The organism is Lysinibacillus sp. GbtcB16, assembly GCF_019091145.1.
Taxonomy (GTDB): domain Bacteria; phylum Bacillota; class Bacilli; order Bacillales_A; family Planococcaceae; genus Lysinibacillus; species Lysinibacillus fusiformis.
The window spans coordinates 45,140-64,734 of the sequence record NZ_JAGXJV010000004.1 but is presented as its reverse complement, the minus strand read 5'-3'; the positions used below and the strand labels follow the sequence as shown (position 1 = coordinate 64,734).

The following is a 19,595-nucleotide window of genomic DNA, read 5'->3' as shown; positions in this document are numbered from 1 at the left end:
ATGATATGTGAACATTGTAAACAACGTAATGCGACAGTTACTGTAACACAAGTTCAAAATGGGCAAAAGGTGGAGCACCATTATTGTGACGTCTGCGCCTCACAATTCCATCCATTTCATGCAGAGTTTAAACAAGAGCCAGTTTCCATACAACAGTTATTATCAAACTGGTTTGGCTCACCTACATGGCAAAAGGTAGGAGAAAAACAACAAACACAGCCACAACAGCAAACATGCCCACAATGTGAATTTACGTATAAGCAATTTTTAAAAGAAGGTAAGTTTGGTTGCCCAAGCTGTTATGACACTTTTAGTGAGCATTTACCTAAGCTCTTTAACCGCATACAGGCGGGCCCCCAACATATTGGGAAAATGCCAGGTGCCCATAGCAATGTGTATGTCATTAAAAAGCAAATAGAGGATATCCGTAAACGCATGAAGTTCGCTGTAGATGAAGAGCAATTCGAAGAGGCAGCAAAGCTTCGAGATGAAGTCAAAGAGCTTGAGAAGCAGCTACAATTTGAAGGTGGTGATGTGTCTTGATGATTGAATCGTTTTTAGAGCGTGCGACACCTACTTGGATGCGTATTGAAGACGACTATTCTGATATTGTCATTAGTACACGAATTCGCCTTGCTCGAAATTTAGATGGCTATCGTTTTCCACTATCGTTTTCAGAGAACGAGGCTTTACAGGTGGAACAGGCAGTTACACATGCAGTAAGCGATAGTCCAACCCTTCAAAATGATTATGCATATTTTGCTATCAATGATCTAACACCTTTACAACGTCAAATTCTTGTAGAAAAGCATTTGATTAGTCCGCAGCTGGCCAAAAAAGAACAGGTGGGCTCCGTGCTTCTGTCACAAGATGAATCCGTGAGTATTATGGTGAATGAAGAGGATCATTTACGCATTCAATGTATGACAGCGAGTTTCCAGCTTCAAAATGCCTATGAACAAGCGAATAAGATTGACCGTATTCTAGAGAAGGTCTTACCTTATGCTTTTCGAGATACGTTTGGCTATTTAACAAGCTGTCCTACAAATATTGGTACTGGGCTACGAGCATCTGTGATGATGCATTTACCTGCTCTTACGTTAACGGGACAGATGAATCAAATTATAAATGCGATGACACGCTTAGGTATGACCGTAAGAGGTATATATGGTGAAGGAAGCGAAAATTTAGGAAATGTTTATCAAGTGTCCAACCAAATTACTCTTGGAAAGACAGAGGAAGATATTTTAGCAGATATACAAAGTGTTGCTGAAAAAATTATACAAAAAGAACGGCATGCAAGAGGTAGATTGATGGAAAAAGCCGAGCTGGCTTTAGAAGATCGAGTTTATCGAGCTTTAGGTACCCTTACGTATGCAAGAATTTTAACGAGTGAGGAAGCGGCTACCTGTCTTTCGAATGTTCGTTTAGGAGTCGACCTACAGTTGATTGACGGTATACTCGCAACAACTTTAAATGAGTGTGTCGTCAGTATGCAACCAGGTTTTTTACAGCATTATGCAGGTGAGGCATTACCGCCTGCTGAACGTGATCGTGTACGAGCTGAAATGCTTCGTGAGGCATTATTTCAAACACACACGAATAAGCCTAATAATGGGGAAAAAGGAGAGGATTTATATGATGTTTAATCGTTTTACACAACGCGCGCAAAAAGTATTACAGCTTGCTCAGGAAGAGGCTATTCGTTGGAAGCACGAATCCATAGGAACAGAGCACATTTTATTAGGGCTTATACGTGAAGGCGGCGGTATTGCTGCAAAAGCGTTAGAAGCTATTGATATTAGTCCTCAAATGATTGAAGCTGGTATTGAAGAATTAGTCGGTAAAGGGAAAGAAGATGTTGGTCCAATAGTTCACTATACGCCTCGAGCGAAAAAAGTAATTGAACTATCGGTGGACGAATCACGTAAATTAGGTCATTCGTATATCGGTACAGAACATTTACTATTAGCACTTATCCGTGAAGGTGAGGGTGTAGCAGCTCGCGTCTTAAATAATGCAGGTGTAGGCTTAAATAAAGCTCGTCAGCAAGTTTTATTATTATTAGGAAATAATGATAACGCGCAGTCTGGTCAACAAGCGGCACAAGCGGCGAATACCCCAACATTAGATAGTTTAGCCCGTGATTTAACGCAAATTGCCCGTGAAGGTACGTTAGATCCTGTTATTGGTCGAAGCAAGGAAATTACACGTGTTATCGAAGTGTTATCGCGTCGTACAAAAAATAACCCTGTCCTAATTGGTGAGCCAGGTGTTGGTAAAACAGCTATTGCTGAAGGGTTAGCACAGCAAATTATTAATAATGAAGTACCAGAAATTCTTCGCGACAAACGAGTGATGACGCTTGATATGGGAACTGTCGTTGCAGGTACAAAATATCGTGGTGAATTTGAGGACCGTTTGAAAAAAGTAATGGATGAAATTCGACAAGCCGGCAATATCATTTTATTTATTGATGAATTGCATACTTTAATCGGTGCAGGTGGTGCAGAAGGTGCGATTGACGCATCTAATATTTTAAAACCGTCTTTAGCACGAGGGGAGCTTCAATGTATCGGTGCGACAACGCTTGATGAATATCGTAAATATATTGAAAAAGATGCAGCATTAGAGCGTCGTTTCCAACCGATCCAAGTGGATGAACCAACGGTGGAAGAAGCTATTCTCATTATTCAAGGTTTACGTGACCGCTATGAAGCACATCACCGAGTGAAAATTACAGATGAAGCAATTGAAGCAGCGGCAAAAATGGGTGATCGATATATTTCAGACCGCTTCTTACCGGATAAAGCAATCGACCTTATCGATGAAGCGGGTTCAAAGGTTCGCTTACGTTCATTCGCAGTGCCACCAAACTTAAAGGCACTTGAAGATAAGCTTGAAAATGTTCGCTCGGAAAAGAACGCTGCTGTTTCAGGTCAAGAGTTTGAAAAGGCTGCAGCACTTAGAGATACTGAGCAAAAGCTTAAAGATGAGATTGAAGCTACACGCAAGAATTGGAAAGAAGAGCAAGGCAAGGCCGAGTCCAAAGTGACTGTTGATGATGTTGCAGCAGTTGTATCGATGTGGACAGGAATTCCTGTAGCTAAAATCGCTTCTGAAGAATCTTCGAAATTATTACAACTTGAAGAAGAGCTACACAAACGCGTTGTAGGTCAAGGCGAAGCGGTAGAAGCTATTTCACGTGCTATCCGTCGTGCAAGAGCGGGCCTTAAAGATCCAAAACGACCAATCGGTTCATTTATTTTCTTAGGACCTACAGGGGTTGGTAAAACAGAGCTTGCAAGAGCACTGGCTGAAGTGATGTTTGGCGACGAAGATGCTATGATTCGTGTCGATATGTCTGAGTACATGGAGAAACATTCGACTTCTCGTTTAGTAGGTTCGCCTCCAGGCTATGTAGGCTTTGACGATGGTGGTCAATTGACTGAAAAAGTCCGTCGTAAACCATATTCTGTTGTATTACTAGATGAAATTGAAAAAGCACACCCTGATGTTTTCAATATTCTACTGCAAGTTCTTGAAGATGGACGATTAACGGACTCTAAGGGTCGTGTAGTAGACTTCCGCAATACAGTAGTCATTATGACTTCAAATGTTGGCGCGGATGCACTTAAATATCAAAAAAGTCTTGGTTTTAATGTTGGTGGCGCAGATTCTAAACATAACGATATGAAGAGTACGATGCTAGAAGAATTGAAAAAAGCATTCCGCCCAGAATTCTTAAACCGTATCGATGAAATGATTGTCTTCCATTCATTAGAAAAAGAGCATTTAAAAGAAATCATTGCGATGATGGGGAATGCTCTAACAAAACGTTTGAAAGAACAAGATATTTCACTAGAATTAACCGATGCAGCGCTTGAAAAAATCGCACAGGAGGGCTATGACCCTCAATACGGTGCACGTCCACTACGTCGAGCATTACAAAAACAAGTGGAAGACCGCTTATCAGAAGAATTACTAAAAGGTAATGTGGAGAAGGGTAATCATGTTGTCATTGATTATGTAAACGATGAATTTATTGTGAAGAAAAAAGAGGGCGTTTCTATCTCTAAATAATTTCGAACGAAAGACAGTGAGGCATTAAGTGCCAAGCTGTCTTTTTTTTTGTACAATTAATATAAGAACAAATATTCGAGGTGAAAGAAAATTGGCAAAGAAAAAAACGAAATTTGTATGTTCAGGCTGTGGCTATGAATCAGCAAAATGGATGGGAAGATGTCCAGGGTGTGGGGAATGGAATAAGATGGTGGAGGAAGTAGAAGTGATTGCGAAAGGACCACGTGGGGCTTTCCAGCATTCTGCCACTGTTACTCAAAAGGCAATCCCTATCATTCAGGTGGAAGCTAGTGAAGAGTCCCGTGTAGCGACAGAAATGGGCGAGCTGAACCGTGTATTAGGCGGTGGTATTGTGCCTGGCTCTCTAGTATTAATAGGCGGTGATCCAGGGATTGGGAAATCCACTTTATTACTACAAGTTTCAGCCTTGCTTTCTAATAAAGGTCATCGTGTGCTGTATATTTCTGGTGAGGAATCTATCCGTCAAACGAAGCTACGTGCGGAGCGTTTGGGGGTAATTTCGCAAGAGCTGTATATTTATTCTGAAACAAATCTTGAGTTTTTGAATCAAACGATTGAGGAAGTACAGCCGAAATTTGTCATTGTCGATTCCATACAAACCGTCTTTCATCCAGAGGTAACAAGTGCGCCAGGTAGTGTCTCACAGGTCCGTGAGTGTACAGCTGAGCTTATGCGAATTGCTAAGACAAAAGGAATTGCGATCTTCTTAGTTGGGCATGTTACGAAAGAGGGGCAAATAGCAGGGCCTCGTATTTTAGAGCATATGGTGGATACAGTCCTGTATTTTGAAGGGGAAAGACATCATAATCATCGTATTTTACGAAGTCAAAAGAACCGCTTCGGTTCTACAAATGAAATTGCTATATTTGAAATGCTACAGGGTGGGCTAAAAGAGGTTTTGAACCCATCTGAGCTGTTTTTACAGGAGCGTTCACAAGGAGCTGCGGGCTCCACGATTGTTGCCTCAATGGAGGGAACAAGGCCAATACTCGTTGAAATCCAGTCACTCGTAACGCCTACCAGCTTTAATTACCCTAAGCGGATGGCAACAGGGGTTGATCAAAATAGAGTGCAATTACTGATGGCCGTACTTGAAAAGCGTATGGGTCTCATGCTACAAGCGCAGGATGCATATATTAAAGTTGCTGGTGGTGTAAAATTGGACGAACCTGCCATCGATTTAGCTGTTCTGACAAGCATCGTTTCTAGCTTTAAGGATCAGGCTGTGCGAGCAACGGATTGCTTTGTTGGTGAGGTAGGTCTGACAGGAGAGGTGCGCCGAGTATCCCGTATTGAGCAACGTGTCATTGAAGCAGCGAAGCTTGGTTTTAAAAGAGTATTCATACCTACTTCCAATATAGGTGGATGGGATTTTCCACAAGGGATTGAAATTATCGGGGTAGAAACGATAAAGGATGCATTAAATGCCTGCTTTAGAGAGTTATAGGAAAAACCATGCATGTTGGATATTATTCTGACATGCATTTCCTTCAGTTTTGACGGAAAAAGAGGAAACTCAAGTAAAGGGATAGGCGTCCTAGTTAATGCATGGTGAAGGTGTAATGGAAAATAGAGATTAAATAATGATAATTTGATGGGCTGATGAAGGATTTTCTACAGTAAACTATGTATAATCTTAACTAACAATAGGAGGTGACAGCTTGTGAAAAAATTTGTTCAAATTGCTTTTTTACTGATTGGAGGAGCGTTGGGCCTTGTTTTCTTACCGCCATTATACGAATTGCTTCATTTATCATCTAATCCTTGGCTTGATAATCCTTACGTATCAGTAGCATTAGGAGCGCTTTTACTGTTTACATTGTCATTTGCGTTTTCCGATTATTTTGTGAAGCTCATTAGTTGGATGGAAGAGGTCCTGTTTAAGGTCCCTGTCGGAGATTTATTATTCGGTACGCTTGGCCTAATAATAGGGCTAATTGTAGCGTATTTCTTAGGCTTTGCTATTAATAGTGTAAAGGTCCCCTTTGTTACAGAGGTACTCCCTATTATCCTGTCATTTGTATTAGGATATTTAGGCTTCCGTCTAGGTTTTAGAAAAAGGGATGAATTAATACAGCTTTTTACTTTACGTAGTAATCATACGAAGAAAAAAGCTGCTGAGGGTGCTGAAATTCCAGAAGTGCGAGGAAGTTACAAATTATTAGATACAAGTGTCATTATTGATGGTCGTATCGCAGATATTTCTGAAACAGGATTCATCGAAGGGGTTCTTGTGGTGCCTCAGTTTGTCCTTACAGAGCTTCAGCATATTGCCGATTCCTCGGATACATTAAAGCGTACAAGAGGACGTCGAGGTTTAGATATATTAAGAAAGTTACAGGATGAACGTAAGACAAATGTAGAGATTACAGATGAGGATTTTGAGGATGTGCAAGAGGTAGATTTAAAACTTGTACGACTGGCAAAAAAAATGGGTAACGATACTCAAATTGTCACAAATGATTTTAACCTTAATAAAGTCTGTGAGCTACATCATGTGAAAGTATTAAATATAAATGACTTAGCGAATGCCGTAAAACCTGTCGTAATTCCAGGTGAAGATATGCAGGTGGTAGTCATTAAGGATGGGAAAGAGCATAATCAAGGGGTCGCTTATTTAGACGATGGTACGATGATTGTTGTGGAGGGCGGTCGTAGCTTTATAGGACAGGCCATAACAGTAACAGTAACGAGTGTATTGCAGACGTCAGCAGGTCGTATGATATTTGCGAAGCCGAAGGACGATTAGGATGTGAAAAAATGCAGTATGAAGTAGTTTTACCTGCCGCAGGAAGCGGTAAACGTATGGGGGCAGGACAAAATAAATTATTTTTAAAACTTTTAAAGAAGCCTATACTGATACACACATTAGAGGTCTTTCAACAAGATCCCTTTTGCACAGGTATTTGGCTCGCGGTAAAACCGGAGGAGCGTATCTATATTCAAGAATTGCTCGATGAATATCGCATTACGAAAGTCAAAGGTTTACCTGATGGTGGTGCTGAACGACAGCATTCTGTACATTCATGTATGAAGGAAATGCAACAGGTAGACATTGTGCTTGTTCATGATGCGGCACGGCCTTTTATTACACATGATATTATTGCAAAACTTGTTCAAAGTGCCCACGACTTTGGTGCAGCTATAGCAGGTGTCCGAGCGAAAGATACAATGAAAAAAGTTAGAAATGGTGTCATTGAGGAAACGGTAGATCGCGACAGCCTATGGATGATTCAAACGCCGCAAGCCTTTCGGTTTGATTTAATTGTTGAGGCAGAGGATGTTGCTGAAAAAGTAGGTTTTCTTGGTACCGATGAAGCGATGCTAGTCGAGCGTCTGGGTCACACGGTGCATATTGTAGAAAGCAGCTACGAAAATGTAAAAATGACGACGCAAGAGGATTTACTATTCGGAGAAGCTATTTTACGAAAACGCGCATTGCAACTAAACGAATAGTTAGTAGTTTAAACATCTCATTAGTGATAGTTGCTAATGAGATTTTATATTGATGTAGCAAGAAATGACGAAGAGGATATGCTTTTTTTTTAGCTGTCGTTCAAATGGCTGTTGTAATAATGGCGCGCGATATCAATGTGAATAAGGATTTATAGCTTGAAAAAACTAGAAGCAATCACACCTAGGTGGTAAGGTGTAATAGATCTAACGGTACAAGAAAATGCTCACTATTTGCTATCAGCTCAATTTCCTAGGAAATATGTTAAAATGTGAGGGTATAATAGTGAGTAAATAGATAATAGTGAAGGAAGGTGAATGAGACTGCATTATAGGCAAACTAGGAGCAATAAAATCCACATGTATTGCTAACGTAGTCTCTCTATCATATGTTTCGAATTGGACAAGGTTTTGATGTACATGCATTTGAAGAAGGGCGTCCATTAATTATCGGTGGTATTACTATTCCACATGAAAAAGGATTAGTTGGACATTCAGATGCAGATGTTTTATTACACACAGTGACAGATGCAGCGCTAGGAGCAATTGGCGAAGGAGATATTGGACGTCATTTTCCAGATACAGATCCAGCTTTTAAGGACGCGGATTCAGCCAAATTATTAGAATACATTTGGAAAATTGTTGAGGATAAAGGATATATTCTAGGGAATGTGGATTGTACAATTATGGCTCAACGACCAAAAATGGCACCATATATTGAGCAAATGCAAAATCGTATTGCACAATTATTACATGCTGAGCCGTCACAGGTAAATGTCAAAGCGACTACAACTGAACGTCTAGGTTTTACTGGTCGTGAGGAAGGTATAGCAGCGATGGCAACGATTCTTTTGATGAAGAAGTAAATGTGAGTGAACTCCGCTTTTATTTCCAGTTACAGAGTGGTAAAATGAACAAAGTCAATTTTGATCGAAAATTTAGGAGGCTTTTAATATGACGAAAGAAGTTCGCGTTCGTTACGCGCCATCTCCAACAGGTTTTTTACATATCGGTGGGGCACGTACAGCATTATTCAATTATTTATATGCAAAACATCATAACGGTAAATTCATTGTACGTATTGAAGATACGGATATTGAACGTAATGTAGAGGGTGGAGAAGCATCTCAGCTAGATAACCTAAAATGGTTAGGTATTGAATATGATGAGTCCATTGATATTGGTGGACCTTATGCGCCTTATCGTCAAATGGAGCGTCTTGATATTTATAAAGAGCACGCTGAAAAGCTATTAGAGCAAGGTGCAGCCTATAAATGCTTCTGTTCTTCAGAAAAACTGGAAGCATCTCGTGAGGAACAAAAAGCAAGAGGTGTAGCAGCTCCTACTTATGATGGTACATGCCGTCATCTATCTACTGAGGAAGTTGCTGCTAAAGAAGCAGCAGGTGAGCCATACACAATTCGTATGCGCGTACCAGAAAATGTGACTTATGATTTTGAAGATTTAGTCCGTGGACAAGTTACATTTGAATCTAAAGACATTGGTGACTGGGTAATTGTAAAAGCAAACGGAATTCCAACGTATAACTATGCTGTAGTTCTAGATGATCACTTCATGGAAATTTCCCATGTTTTCCGTGGTGAAGAGCATTTATCTAATACGCCAAAACAAATGATGATTTTTGATGCATTTGGTTGGGAGTATCCACGCTTCGGCCATATGACATTAATTATTAATGAAAACCGTAAAAAGCTATCAAAACGTGATGAATCCATTATTCAATTTGTTACTCAGTATAAGGATTTAGGGTATCTTCCAGAAGCAATGTTCAACTTCTTTGCTTTACTTGGCTGGTCTCCAGAAGGGGAAGAGGAAATTTTCTCTAAAGAAGAATTTATTAAAATCTTTGATGAAAAGCGTCTTTCTAAATCACCATCTATGTTCGATAAACAAAAGTTGACATGGATGAATAATCAATATATTAAAAAACTATCTTTAGAAGAAGTGGTTGCTTTATCTTTACCACATTTACAAAAAGCTGGACTCTTACCAGAGGAACTTACAGCGGAGCAACATGCATGGGCAACGGATTTAATTGGGCTTTACCATGACCAAATGAGCTTTGGTTCAGAGATTGTTGAATTATCTAGCCTATTCTTTAAAGACCATATTGAATATGATGAAGAAGCCAAAGCTGTTTTAGCAGGAGAACAAGTACCTGAGGTAATGGCTGCATTCAAGACGCAACTTGAAGAATTAGAAGAATTTACGCCAGATGCAGTAAAAGCAGCTATAAAAGCTGTGCAGAAAACAACAGGTCATAAAGGTAAAAATTTATTTATGCCGATCCGTGTTGTCACAACGGGTGAAACACATGGACCTGAGCTCCCAAATGCAATTTGCTTAATTGGTAAAGAGAAAGCAATTGATCGTGTAGAAAAATTTGCGCAATAAATAGAAATTCATTGACAATTGATTCGTTCGTTGTAAAATGTATTTACATTGGTAAAGCGTTGATAAGGAGAAGTAAGTGGCGCATGCTCTAAAGAGAGGACCATCACCGGCTGAAAGTGGTCTGAGCCTAGGCAAAACTGAAATGCACCTTTGAGCATAAAGCTGAACTATAGTAGGCTTTATCGATTCGTTCTCGTTAAAGAACGTCCAGAGTGGGAGGCTTTTTGTCTTCAATCAGAGTGGAACCACGCAAATTCAAGCGTCTCTGTCATTCCTTTTAGGGATGATAGGGGCGTTTTTTATTTTATCTTCATTCATTGATGAAGAGGGATGCATTTCAAACAAACATGCCACATCATCTTAGGCAGAGAATTCTAAAGAAAATTGACAACAGTGACAACTCTGTGTGAAGGATTTCTAGGAATTTGAGCAAGACCAACATAAAAAGGGGGAGTTTTTGTGTTTAAAAGGATGAAAGAAGATGTGGAAACCATTTTTGAGAATGATCCAGCAGCGCGTAGTGTTTTTGAAGTGATACTAACATATTCCGGTTTGCATGCCACATGGGCACATCGAGTGGCTCATTGGTTCTTTAAAAAACGTTTTTATTTCATGGCTCGTGCCATTTCACAAATAAGCCGCTTTTTTACTGGTATTGAAATTCATCCTGGCGCGAAAATTGGCCGCCGTTTTTTTATCGACCATGGAATGGGTGTTGTCATTGGTGAGACATGTGAAATTGGTGATAACGTTACATTGTATCAAGGTGTAACTCTAGGGGGTACAGGGAAAGAAAAGGGGAAACGCCACCCTACATTAGAGGATAATGTCCTTGTAGCAACAGGTGCTAAAGTATTAGGTTCTATTACAGTTGGCGAGAATAGTAAGATTGGTGCGGGATCGGTTGTTTTAAAAGAGGTGCCGCCAAATGCCACCGTGGTCGGTATACCTGGTAAAATAGTGATTAAGGATGGAGTTCGTCTAGAGAAAAAACTAGATCATCAAAATATACCTGATCCTGTGGAAGATCGCTGTCAAGCTTTTGAGAAGCAGATCATTGAATTAAAGCAAGAAATTGAACGCTTACAAAAGGAGAGAGAGACACAATGAGTATTCAAATTTTCAACTCATTAACACGACAAAAAGAAACCTTCGTGCCGCTAGAAGAAGGCAAAGTGAAAATGTATGTCTGCGGTCCTACCGTTTATAACTATATCCATATAGGGAATTCACGTCCTGTTATAGTTTATGACACAGTACGCCGCTATTTCCAATATAAAGGCTATGATGTAAAGTTTGTATCCAACTTTACGGATGTAGACGATAAAATTATTAAGGCTGCCAATGAGCTTGGTGAAGAAGTGCATGAGTTAACAGAGCGCTTTATTGCTGCGTACTTTGAAGATGTTACTGCATTAGGGTGCAAAAAGGCAGATGTTCACCCACGCGTTACGGAGCATATGACTGATATCATTCAGTTTATCCAAATCTTAATTGAAAAAGGCTATGCTTATGAGTCAGCAGGTGATGTATATTACCGAACGCGCAAGTTTAATGGCTATGGTAAATTATCACATCAATCAGTAGATGATTTAAAAATCGGTGCACGTATTGAAGCTGGCGAGAAAAAAGACGATGCATTGGATTTTGCTTTATGGAAGGCAGCGAAGCCAGGAGAAATTTTCTGGGAAAGTCCTTGGGGCAATGGCCGTCCAGGATGGCATATTGAATGTTCTGTAATGGCTCGTGAGCATTTAGGAGATACTATTGATATTCACGCTGGCGGACAGGATTTAACTTTCCCCCACCACGAAAATGAAATTGCACAATCAGAAGCTCATAATGATAAAACATTTGCACGTTATTGGATGCATAATGGTTATATTAATATTGATAATGAAAAGATGTCTAAATCTCTTGGGAATTTTATTCTGGTGAATGATATTCGTAAACAAATTGATCCACAAGTTCTACGGTTCTTTATGTTATCTGTACATTATCGCCATCCCATTAATTTTGCGAAGGATTTAGTAGAGGCAGCTGCAGCTGGCTTAGAGCGCATTCGTACAGCCTACAACAATGTGAAGCATCGCCTTACGACTACTGTCAGCTTAGGCGATCACTCAGATGAGTGGCTTAATAAAATTACTGAACAAAAAGCGCAATTTGAAGAGGCAATGGATGATGATTTTAATACTGCTAACGGAATTTCGGTATTATTTGAGTTAGCTCGTATTGCTAATATTTATTTAAACGAAACGAATACTTGCAAGAAAGTACTAGAAACTTTTATTGAAACTTTTGAAGTACTAGGTGACGTCTTAGGTATTAAATTTGCAAAAGAAGAGGAATTATTAGACGAAGAAATTGATGCATTACTACAAGAACGTGTAGAGGCACGTAAAAATCGTGATTTTGCTCGTTCTGATGAGATTCGTGACCATTTGCAAGCCCAAGGTATCATTTTAGAAGATACGCGACAAGGAACTAGATGGAAACGAGGGTAATTAAGTTGGATAAACTTCGCAATGAAGATGTTAAGCAATTAAATGCGTTGGCGTTAGCCTATATGGGTGACGCCGTATTGGAGCAAAAGATACGAGAACACTTACTACGTTCAGGTCGAGTTAAACCGAATACACTTCATCGAGAGGCAACACGTTACGTTTCGGCAAAAGCACAATCTATGATTGTTCATCGTATGATGGATGAGAATTATTTAACAGAGGAGGAGTTGGCAGTGTTCCGCCGGGGACGTAATGCCAAGTCCGGCTCTGTACCAAAAAATACAGATGTTCAAACTTATCGAAATAGCTCAGGCTTTGAGGCGGTACTTGGTAGTTTATATTTATTAAATGAACTTGAACGCGTCTATGAAATCATCGCATATGCTATTCAAATCATCGAGGAATCGAAAGGAGTGTAGAATTATAATGACAGAACAAAATGGAGAAATTATTGCAGGTAAAAACCCAGTGTTAGAAGCACTTCGTTCAGGACGCGATATGAATAAAGTATGGATTGCAGAGGGTGTAAAAAAATCGGGTGTCAACGAACTGCTAGATTTAGCTAGAGAACGCGGAGTGATCGTTCAGTTTGTTCCGAAAAAGAAAGTCGATCAATTATCAAGTGCAAATCATCAAGGGATTGTTGCTTCTGTTGCAGCTTATCAGTATGCTGAACTAGAGGATTTATTTACTGCAGCCGCAAAGAAACAAGAGGATCCTTTTTTCTTAATCTTAGATGAGCTTGAAGATCCACATAATCTAGGTTCAATTATGAGAACTGCTGATGCAATAGGAGCGCACGGTATTATTATTCCTAAGCGCCGTTCAGTGAGTTTAACAGCTGTCGTGGCGAAAGCATCAACAGGCGCTATTGAACACGTTCCTGTAGTCCGTGTAAACAATTTAGCTCAAACAGTAGATGAACTAAAAGATCGAGGTGTATGGATTGCTGGTACAGATGCAAAGGGCTCTGTAGACTATCGAAAAATGGATGCAACATTACCGTTGGCTATCATTATCGGTAGTGAAGGTAAGGGAATGGGGCGTTTATTAAAAGAGAAATGTGACTTCTTGTATCATTTACCGATGGTAGGACATGTGACATCATTGAACGCCTCAGTAGCTGCAGCGCTATTAATGTACGAAGTGTATCGTAAACGTCAAGAAGCGATTGAGTAACAATGAAAAACATTTTGCTAGTGGATGGCTATAATATGATTGGGTCCTGGAAAGAGCTTCGACCATTGCGGGATACAAATTTTGAGGATGCACGCAAAAGGTTGATAGAACTTATGGCTGAATATAAAGCAGCTATGGGTTGGCGTGTAATTATTGTTTTTGACGCACATCTAGTTCCAGGCGTAGAGCAATCTTATTTAGAAAGTGATGTTGAAGTCATTTATACTCGGAAAAATGAAACGGCAGATGAACGTATTGAAAAAATGACGCATGAACTTAAGGCTAGAAATGTACAAATACACGTAGCAACTTCCGATATGGCAGAGCAAAGTGTTATTTTTGGAAATGGAGCCTTGAGAAAATCAGCTAGAGAACTAGAAATAGATACAAGCATTATCCAGCATAAAATATCGCACGATGTGAAAAGGAAACAAGAAAGTAGACCACCTTCACGTATAGAATTAAAGCCAGATGTGGCGATAGCATTCGAAAAATGGAGACGTGGATTGAAATGATTGATTGACGCATATTTTCCAATTCCGTTATACTGTTCCTAATTATCTGTTGTGGCTGAGGTGATACCATGTTTAAAAATAGCATTGTACAAGTGACACAAGATTTTGAACGATTCAATGATGAAGAACTTATTGAAATGGTGCATCAAGGTAATACAGATGCGTTGGATTATTTAATTACGAAATACCGTTTGTTAGTTAGAGCGAAGGCAAGATCCTATTTCTTAATTGGTGCTGATAAGGAAGATATCGTGCAAGAGGGCATGATCGGTTTGTATAAAGCGATTCGTGATTTTAAAGGGGATAAGCTTGCCTCTTTCCGAGCTTTTGCTGAGCTATGTATTACAAGGCAAATAATTACCGCTATTAAAACGGCTACTAGGCAAAAGCATATACCTCTTAACTCTTATATTTCTTTGGACAAGCCTATTTTTGATGAAGAATCAGACCGAACGCTCATGGATGTTTTAACAGGCGCTATCATGGATGATCCAGAAGAATTAATAATTCATAGAGAAGAGTTTGGTTATTTAGAAGAGAAAATGAGTGAGATTTTAAGTGAACTAGAGTTACAGGTTTTAGCTCTATATCTAGATGGCCGATCATATCATGAAATTTCTGCAAAATTAAATCGTCATGTGAAATCGATTGATAATGCTTTGCAGCGAGTGAAGCGTAAATTAGAGCGACATTTAGTCCTTGAGGAAATGTCTTAGAGGGCAGAGGCTTTATTGACATTGACAAATATAGGTGTTAGTCTTAAAAAGACAAAGTGCCGAAAAAGGTGAGTATATGGCAAAAAAAGTCGTGCTAAATTGCGAGAAATGTGGATCGAGAAATTACACGTTCCCGGCTAAAGAAGGCTCCACTGTACGCCTCGAATTAAAGAAATTTTGCTCGCATTGCAATGAACATACAGTGCATAAACAAACGCTATAAAATGATATGTAAATAGACAGATTTTGATTGATTCGGAGGTTAAGCTAGAATGGGCAAGATCAAAGGCTTTTTCAGTGATGTAATGTCAGAAATGCGCAAAACAAGCTGGCCAAAAAGTAAAGAGTTGACTAAATATACAGTCGTTGTTATTTCAACTGTTGTCGTTATGGCTTTATTTTTTGTGTTAGTTGACTTAGGTATTTCATCATTATTCCGCTGGTACTTAGATTTATAATTTAGTAAATAGCATGTTAATACTTATGAAATAGCCCGTCCAATGCAATAACGGGTTTTTTCGTTTGTTTTATCTTCATTCAGCAGACAATTCCATCTTTGTGGGCAAGTGATATGGGTGAAGTGAATGGCAGTAAGATAATCTCATTATGATAAGTATGATAGTAGCAATAGATGACTATGCTAGTTTCGATACATATCATCAGGCTTTCTTAATAGGGAAAGGCTATGTCTACATGAGATGTTTGTGAAAAGAGTAAGAAATGCATCTAGCATATCGCGATTCATTTTCACTTTTATTTGTAAGGGAGGGACGGACGAGGAGTCCTAGTAGTTATGGAGAAAAATTGGTATGTTGTTCATACGTATTCAGGGTATGAGAACCGAGTAAAAGCAAACCTAGAGAAACGTGTAGAAACAATGGGAATGCAAGATAAAATCTTCCGAGTGATTGTTCCTGAACACGAGGAAACAGAAATGAAGGATGGGAAAAAGCGTACAATGATGCGTAAAGTTTTCCCAGGTTATGTATTAGTAGAGCTTATTATGACAGATGATTCTTGGTATGTAGTGCGTAATACGCCGGGTGTAACAGGATTTATCGGATCATCTGGTGGAGGAGCAAAACCAACACCTTTACTACCAGAAGAAGCGGATCGCCTACTACAGCAAATGGGTATGACTGATAAAGTTGTCGAAGTAGATATCTCTATTGGTGAAGCGGTTGAAGTATTAGAAGGGCCATTTGCTCATTTCCAAGGACGTGTTGAAGAAATTGACACAGAAAAAGGAAAAGTGAAAGTGTCTGTTGATATGTTTGGTCGCGAAACAATTATGGAGCTAGACTTCGAACAAATTCAAAAATTATAGTTCAATTACTAGAACTGTGACATGCCAATTGGTAGATGTTTCGCAGATTTTGTTAATTACCACTTGCTTAAAAAAATTAAAAGTGGTATCATTTCATAGGTCAGACTGTCATACTTTTGTTTGACGTCTGTAATGATAATTTTAATGTTATCGGCACTTAGCTGACAGACAGATATTGAGTGGGAGGGGCAACCCAATTACCACATCACGGACTTAAGGAGGTGTGTCTCGTGGCTAAAAAAGTTATTAAAGTTGTAAAACTTCAAATCCCTGCTGGTAAAGCTAACCCAGCTCCACCGGTTGGTCCTGCATTAGGTCAAGCGGGTGTGAACATCATGGGATTCTGTAAAGAATTCAACGCGCGTACTGCTGACCAAGCTGGTCTTATTATTCCAGTTGAAATTTCAGTATTCGAGGACCGTTCTTTCACTTTCATTACAAAAACTCCACCTGCAGCGGTTCTACTTAAAGTAGCAGCTGGTATCCAATCTGGATCTGGTGAACCAAATCGTAAAAAAGTGGCAACGGTTAAACGTGATAAAGTTCGCGAAATCGCTGAAACTAAAATGCCAGACCTTAACGCTGCTTCAGTAGAAGCTGCTATGTTAATGGTAGAAGGTACTGCACGAAGCATGGGTATTGTTATCGAAGACTAATCCCAGTTACTTGATGTTTTGTTTTTTGGAAGGTTGCGAAGTTTCTTTGTGAACACGCAACCTTTATTCGTGGGAGGTAAAATCCGCTATAACCACAATCAAGGAGGAAATATATAATGGCTAAAAAAGGTAAAAAACTGCAAGATGCAGCTAAATTAATTGATCGTAACTCACTATATAGTGCACAAGAAGCAATCGAACTTGCTCAAAAAACTAGCACAGTAAACTTCGACGCTACTGTAGAAGTTGCTTTTCGCTTAGGTATTGATACTCGTAAAAACGACCAACAAATCCGTGGTGCAGTAGTGCTACCAAACGGTACTGGTAAAACTCAACGCGTATTAGTATTCGCAAAAGGTGAAAAACTAAAAGAAGCTGAAGCTGCTGGTGCTGACTATGTAGGTGATGCAGAGTACATCCAAAAAATCCAACAAGGTTGGTTTGATTTCGATGTAATCGTAGCAACTCCTGACATGATGGGTGAAGTTGGTAAACTTGGTCGTGTATTAGGACCTAAAGGCTTAATGCCAAACCCTAAAACTGGTACAGTTACTTTCGATGTAACAAAAGCTATCGAAGAAATCAAAGCTGGTAAAGTAGAATACCGTGCTGATAAAGCTGGTATCATCCACGCTCCTATCGGTAAAGTTTCTTTCTCTGCAGAAAAATTAGTAGAAAACTTCTTAGCTGTATTTGATGTAGTTCAAAAAGCAAAACCTGCTGCAGCTAAAGGTACTTACATGAAATCTGTAAATATTACAACTACAATGGGTCCAGCTGTTAAAATTGACGCTGCTAACGTAGTAGTAAAATAATTTAAATATATATATTGACAACAGCGGTGGTTACATGATATAATCGTTGCTGTTGTGAATTATCCATTTGTACCGTAGACAGTAGGAGTGACTTGTCACTTAATGTTCCTACCGAGGACATCGGAATTCAGATTCTTATTTAAAGATGATGACTTTCAGCCTCTGTGTCTATTTGACGTAGGGGCTTTTCTTTTGTCGGTATAAATGACCCATTCTAATAGGAGGTGTCATCATGAGCAAAGCAATCGAAAACAAACAAGTACAAGTTCAAGAGATTACTGAGAAATTCCAAAGTGCTTCTTCTGTAGTAGTAGTGGATTACCGTGGTCTTAATGTTGCACAAGTAACAGAGCTTCGTAAACAACTTCGTGAAGCTGGCGTTGAGTTCAAAGTATACAAAAACACTTTAACTCGTCGTGCTGCTGAAGCTGCTGGTCTTGCAGGAATCAACGACGTATTAGTTGGTCCTAACGCAATTGCGTTCTCAAATGAAGATGTTGTAGCGCCTGCTAAAATCATCAATGAGTTCGCTAAGAAAAACGAAGCTTTAGAAATTAAAGCTGGTATTATCGAAGGTACAATCTCTTCTGTTGAAGATGTTAAAGCACTTGCAGAACTTCCATCACGCGAAGGTCTACTTTCTATGCTTTTATCTGTACTTCAAGCTCCAGTGCGTAACTTCGCACTTGCAACAAAAGCTGTTGCAGAACAAAAAGAAGAACAAGGCGCGTAATTTAATACGCCCAAAAACTTCCGCGGCCTGACCGCAAAAAAATAAAACATTATCCAATTAGGAGGAAATTATAATGAACAAAGAGCAAATCTTAGAAGCTATCAAAGCTATGACAGTTCTTGAATTAAACGATTTAGTAAAAGCTATCGAAGAAGAATTCGGTGTAACAGCTGCTGCTCCTGTAGCAGTAGTTGCTGGCGGTGCTGCTGCAGCTGAAGAGAAAACAGAATTCGACGTAGTATTAGCATCTGCTGGTGCAGAAAAAATTAAAGTAATCAAAGTGGTTCGCGAAATCACTGGTTTAGGTCTTAAAGAAGCTAAAGAAGTTGTAGATAACGCTCCTAAAGCTCTTAAAGAAGGCGTTTCTAAAGATGAAGCTGAACAAATCAAAACTAAACTTGAAGAAGTTGGCGCATCTGTAGAAGTTAAGTAATCTCGCGTTACTTTTAAACAAAAGGAAAGCTCGTCATATTGGCGAGCTTTTTTCTTCATTCTGAGGAGGCGTGAAAATGTCAGATCACTATTATACAAGTAATCCTCAAACTGAGAGTAAACCTCGTCACTGGACATTCAAATTACTAGGGCATACGTTTTCATTTGAAACGGATGCAGGTGTATTTAGTAAAAGCGAAGTAGATTTTGGATCCCGTGTTTTAATAGACGCTTTTCAAATGCCTAATATTGATGGTGCGATTTTTGATATAGGTTGTGGTTATGGGCCGATAGGATTATCCATCGCCAAAGCAAATCCAGACCGTACCGTCTGTATGATGGATATAAATGAACGCGCAGTTGCGCTTTCGCAAAAAAATGCGCAAGTGAACGGTGTTCAAAATGTGCGAATATTTGTGAGTGACGGCCTATCGATGGTTGATAAAGATATAGAAGCAGCAGCTATCTTAACGAATCCACCAATTCGTGCAGGGAAGGAAACGATTTTCCGCTTTTACGATGGAGCTTATGATAGACTAGTGTCATCTGGAGAGCTTTGGGTAGTGATTCAGAAGAAACAAGGAGCGCCATCGACAGTAAGTTACCTAGAAGGTAAATTTTCCGAAGTCGATGTTGTCGAGAAGAAAAAAGGATACTGGATAGTACGTGCAAAAAAATAAATGAAATATGTATAATTTATTGACTTGACAAATCGGCTATGATAATATGATACAATGCAAAAA

Annotated in this window: 22 protein-coding genes and 2 other annotated features; all 22 genes read left to right on the top strand. The window is 39.4% G+C overall.

Features of this window, described 5'->3' with window-relative positions:
* The 22 genes from KVT27_RS16465 (at position 1) to KVT27_RS16360 (ending at position 19,532) form a co-directional block, all read left to right on the top strand.
* The gene (locus tag KVT27_RS16465) at positions 1 to 543 is read left to right on the top strand and encodes a UvrB/UvrC motif-containing protein (RefSeq protein WP_025116467.1); all 543 of its coding nucleotides are present in this window, start codon (positions 1 to 3) and stop codon (positions 541 to 543) included.
* Positions 540 to 1,649, top strand: a complete 1,110-nt coding sequence (mcsB, locus tag KVT27_RS16460; protein ID WP_036121652.1) for a protein-arginine kinase McsB — start codon at positions 540 to 542, stop codon at positions 1,647 to 1,649. The genes KVT27_RS16465 and mcsB overlap by 4 nt, the downstream gene beginning before the upstream one ends.
* Entirely contained in the window at positions 1,639 to 4,083 is a 2,445-nt protein-coding gene (locus KVT27_RS16455; RefSeq protein ID WP_008180611.1) for an ATP-dependent Clp protease ATP-binding subunit, read from the top strand. Before mcsB ends, KVT27_RS16455 begins: the two co-directional genes overlap by 11 nt.
* Before the next feature lie 91 nt (positions 4,084 to 4,174).
* Positions 4,175 to 5,551, top strand: a complete 1,377-nt coding sequence (gene radA / locus KVT27_RS16450; RefSeq protein WP_008180607.1) for a DNA repair protein RadA — start codon at positions 4,175 to 4,177, stop codon at positions 5,549 to 5,551.
* A gap of 216 nt (positions 5,552 to 5,767) precedes the next feature.
* On the top strand, positions 5,768 to 6,853 hold the full coding sequence (locus KVT27_RS16445; protein ID WP_036121647.1) for a PIN/TRAM domain-containing protein: 1,086 nt from the start codon (positions 5,768 to 5,770) through the stop codon (positions 6,851 to 6,853).
* 11 nt (positions 6,854 to 6,864) lie between these two features.
* Entirely contained in the window at positions 6,865 to 7,560 is a 696-nt protein-coding gene (gene ispD / locus KVT27_RS16440; protein WP_036121646.1) for a 2-C-methyl-D-erythritol 4-phosphate cytidylyltransferase, read from the top strand.
* 386 nt (positions 7,561 to 7,946) lie between these two features.
* On the top strand, positions 7,947 to 8,423 hold the full coding sequence (ispF, locus tag KVT27_RS16435) for a 2-C-methyl-D-erythritol 2,4-cyclodiphosphate synthase (protein WP_036121644.1): 477 nt from the start codon (positions 7,947 to 7,949) through the stop codon (positions 8,421 to 8,423).
* Positions 8,424 to 8,511: 88 nt separating this feature from the next.
* Positions 8,512 to 9,972, top strand: a complete 1,461-nt coding sequence (gene gltX, locus KVT27_RS16430; RefSeq protein WP_036121641.1) for a glutamate--tRNA ligase — start codon at positions 8,512 to 8,514, stop codon at positions 9,970 to 9,972.
* Positions 9,973 to 10,022: 50 nt separating this feature from the next.
* Positions 10,023 to 10,242 (top strand) — a binding site (T-box leader).
* Between the two features lie 189 nt (positions 10,243 to 10,431).
* Positions 10,432 to 11,082, top strand: a complete 651-nt coding sequence (gene epsC / locus KVT27_RS16425) for a serine O-acetyltransferase EpsC (protein WP_036121638.1) — start codon at positions 10,432 to 10,434, stop codon at positions 11,080 to 11,082.
* Positions 11,079 to 12,479: a cysteine--tRNA ligase gene (gene cysS / locus KVT27_RS16420; protein ID WP_036147905.1), complete on the top strand. Its 1,401-nt coding sequence runs from the start codon at positions 11,079 to 11,081 to the stop codon at positions 12,477 to 12,479. Before epsC ends, cysS begins: the two co-directional genes overlap by 4 nt.
* Positions 12,480 to 12,484: 5 nt before the next feature.
* Complete coding sequence (locus tag KVT27_RS16415; RefSeq protein ID WP_012296087.1) at positions 12,485 to 12,898, top strand: Mini-ribonuclease 3; 414 nt, start codon at positions 12,485 to 12,487, stop codon at positions 12,896 to 12,898.
* 7 nt (positions 12,899 to 12,905) lie between these two features.
* Positions 12,906 to 13,658 carry a 23S rRNA (guanosine(2251)-2'-O)-methyltransferase RlmB gene (gene rlmB / locus KVT27_RS16410; RefSeq protein WP_036147906.1) on the top strand — a complete coding sequence of 251 codons (753 nt, stop codon included), beginning with the start codon at positions 12,906 to 12,908 and terminating at the stop codon, positions 13,656 to 13,658.
* Positions 13,659 to 13,660: 2 nt separating this feature from the next.
* A complete protein-coding gene (locus tag KVT27_RS16405; protein ID WP_008181857.1) occupies positions 13,661 to 14,173 on the top strand; it encodes an NYN domain-containing protein in 513 nt (170 codons plus the stop codon).
* A 68-nt stretch (positions 14,174 to 14,241) separates the two neighbouring features.
* Positions 14,242 to 14,889, top strand: a complete 648-nt coding sequence (gene sigH / locus KVT27_RS16400; RefSeq protein ID WP_025116456.1) for an RNA polymerase sporulation sigma factor SigH — start codon at positions 14,242 to 14,244, stop codon at positions 14,887 to 14,889.
* Between the two features lie 76 nt (positions 14,890 to 14,965).
* A complete protein-coding gene (gene rpmG, locus KVT27_RS16395) occupies positions 14,966 to 15,112 on the top strand; it encodes a 50S ribosomal protein L33 (protein WP_075807303.1) in 147 nt (48 codons plus the stop codon).
* Between the two features lie 49 nt (positions 15,113 to 15,161).
* Positions 15,162 to 15,347, top strand: coding sequence for a preprotein translocase subunit SecE (gene secE / locus KVT27_RS16390; RefSeq protein ID WP_025116455.1), 186 nt, complete (start codon positions 15,162 to 15,164; stop codon positions 15,345 to 15,347).
* A 335-nt stretch (positions 15,348 to 15,682) separates the two neighbouring features.
* On the top strand, positions 15,683 to 16,216 hold the full coding sequence (gene nusG / locus KVT27_RS16385; RefSeq protein WP_036121629.1) for a transcription termination/antitermination protein NusG: 534 nt from the start codon (positions 15,683 to 15,685) through the stop codon (positions 16,214 to 16,216).
* Positions 16,217 to 16,446: 230 nt separating this feature from the next.
* On the top strand, positions 16,447 to 16,872 hold the full coding sequence (gene rplK, locus KVT27_RS16380) for a 50S ribosomal protein L11 (RefSeq protein WP_004233593.1): 426 nt from the start codon (positions 16,447 to 16,449) through the stop codon (positions 16,870 to 16,872).
* 116 nt (positions 16,873 to 16,988) lie between these two features.
* Positions 16,989 to 17,687 carry a 50S ribosomal protein L1 gene (rplA, locus tag KVT27_RS16375; RefSeq protein WP_031416727.1) on the top strand — a complete coding sequence of 233 codons (699 nt, stop codon included), beginning with the start codon at positions 16,989 to 16,991 and terminating at the stop codon, positions 17,685 to 17,687.
* A gap of 54 nt (positions 17,688 to 17,741) precedes the next feature.
* Positions 17,742 to 17,887, top strand: a sequence feature (ribosomal protein L10 leader region).
* Between the two features lie 32 nt (positions 17,888 to 17,919).
* A complete protein-coding gene (gene rplJ, locus KVT27_RS16370) occupies positions 17,920 to 18,420 on the top strand; it encodes a 50S ribosomal protein L10 (RefSeq protein ID WP_036121626.1) in 501 nt (166 codons plus the stop codon).
* Between the two features lie 73 nt (positions 18,421 to 18,493).
* Positions 18,494 to 18,853, top strand: coding sequence for a 50S ribosomal protein L7/L12 (gene rplL, locus KVT27_RS16365; RefSeq protein ID WP_008181586.1), 360 nt, complete (start codon positions 18,494 to 18,496; stop codon positions 18,851 to 18,853).
* Positions 18,854 to 18,929: 76 nt separating this feature from the next.
* Entirely contained in the window at positions 18,930 to 19,532 is a 603-nt protein-coding gene (locus KVT27_RS16360) for a class I SAM-dependent methyltransferase (protein ID WP_025116452.1), read from the top strand.
* Positions 19,533 to 19,595 lie beyond the last annotated feature (63 nt).